The organism is Bartonella melophagi K-2C (assembly GCF_000278255.1).
GTDB classification, from domain to species: domain Bacteria; phylum Pseudomonadota; class Alphaproteobacteria; order Rhizobiales; family Rhizobiaceae; genus Bartonella; species Bartonella melophagi.
On record NZ_JH725088.1, the window covers coordinates 9,314 to 10,997 of the forward strand.

The following is a 1,684-nucleotide window of genomic DNA, read 5'->3' on the forward strand; positions in this document are numbered from 1 at the left end:
TGTGACGGCTAAATTGACAGAGACGAAGATTGTGGGAAAGGATAAGGGGTATGGTGTGTATGTGGGGGGAGGGACGGTTTTGTTAGAAAAGGTGAGGATTGAGGGAAAAGGAAAGGAAACAGGGCTATATATGACCCAGGGAGCGGTATGGTTGAAAGAGATTACTAGGAATAAATTTTGCCATTTTCCATAGCAGAAGCAATAGTTTCTGGCTTTATTGTTGTATTTCCTCATTATTTACCAAACCATACCTAGACATATAGATATAATGTTTGTAAGATGATTATTGTCACTTATTCATAATAAGCTGCCCCTTAGAGTAATAGATTTGTTTTATAAAATCAAGCGTTTAAGAATCGCCCTTTAAATTAAATAAAGAATTTAGTTTTTAGAGATGGAGAATTATAGTTTTAATAAGCGTGAGAGAAAGACGCATAAATTAAAATTGTTAAATCAAAATGGCTGGGGTAAAGGAACTCAAACATGGAAATCACTAAATTTGATACAAGTGAGTATTTTAAAACTCCTGAAACTCAACAAATTCTTTTACAAGATGCTCTTGAAAGTAAAAATAGTCAGTATCTTGCACATGTTCTTGGGATAATAGCAAAAAATCAAGGAATGAGTAAAATCGCTAAAAACACTGGGTTGTCAAGAGAATCTCTTTATCGCTCTTTAAGCGACAAAGGTGATCCTAAGCTTTCAACCTTTCTTAATGTTTTAAGTGCTTTGAATTTACAAATTAGCCTAACACCTACCCAAAATGAAGAACACGCATCTTTAGAAAAAGCTTAAAGCTTAAAGATCCTCTCCTCAATTTTGACAGAAAAAAGTAAAGTCATATCCCCCTAATCTTGCCCTAATTTTGCATCTGCTCTATTTTCTTCAAATTAGCCTGTACAGAGCGATTTGTGTTTCCAATGTGGAGAATTTCATCAAAAAACTTCTCAATCTCTCTCTACGGTGCATTTTTGTCGATTTAAACGCATATCTAATCCAAAAGTGATCACCACTTCTCTCTAGTTTGCTGTTCTAAAAATCATCAACCTGTTTTTGTGAGGGGAATGACATTCTCTCGTCTCTCCTGTGCTTTTGCTCGTGTATTCACAACAGCTTTGTGCACAAGACTTGCTGTTGTCAGAAGACCTTCTTCTAAATCACGGCACAGTCGCACAAATTCACAAGTGCTTGGAAAAAACGTATCGGATATAGTTTTTACTTCACCACGCAAAATCCGTTTAACCGTTTCCATGAGTGCCCACTTTGAAACTGTCTCAAGAGCCATCCCGTACGCAAGCGACATACCTTCATCATCTGAGTTTTGTGATATTTTCAAACCACACGAAAGTATACGCATAGCCTCTGCAATAGCTATTCCATCAGCTTTCACAGCAAACAATTCTTGAAGTTGATCATAAGCGTTCAACGCCACAATCTCTTGCTGTTTCGTCAATGAACTCCCAGCTTTCAAGCGTAATGGGAATCCCGGTGCTATCATTTTGCAAATTTGTCTCAAAGAAACCTCTATCCCCGAGATTGCGGATGTTATCTGCGATGCGTTCACCAATACTTTTTTGCCGTTGAGGGTAATTTCCGTAACCGCCATTTTGTTTTTCCTTTCCCAGTTTTGCTTTCTGAGCTAAAAGTCCATAGTTGGAAATAACCCAGTTGTGCCACGTCAGTT

At 37.6% G+C, this 1,684-nt stretch carries 3 protein-coding genes and 1 pseudogene; 2 read left to right on the top strand and 2 right to left on the bottom strand.

Features of this window, described 5'->3' with window-relative positions; all coding sequences use genetic code 11:
* Both ME3_RS07115 and ME3_RS06530 read left to right on the top strand, forming a co-directional pair.
* Positions 1-193 (top strand): hypothetical protein (locus ME3_RS07115; protein ID WP_210160365.1); only part of this gene is annotated, 193 nt, incomplete at its 5' end.
* 290 nt (positions 194-483) lie between these two features.
* The gene (locus ME3_RS06530) at positions 484-795 is read left to right on the top strand and encodes an addiction module antidote protein (RefSeq protein WP_007478121.1); all 312 of its coding nucleotides are present in this window, start codon (positions 484-486) and stop codon (positions 793-795) included.
* A gap of 247 nt (positions 796-1,042) precedes the next feature.
* Here the strand turns inward: ME3_RS06530 and ME3_RS07080 are convergent, their stop codons facing one another.
* The gene (locus tag ME3_RS07080; protein WP_210160366.1) at positions 1,043-1,453 is read right to left on the bottom strand and encodes a hypothetical protein; all 411 of its coding nucleotides are present in this window, start codon (positions 1,451-1,453) and stop codon (positions 1,043-1,045) included.
* Positions 1,413-1,684: pseudogene (locus ME3_RS07120) on the bottom strand (hypothetical protein); the annotation flags it as partial. The gene ME3_RS07080 and the pseudogene ME3_RS07120, both read right to left, overlap by 41 nt.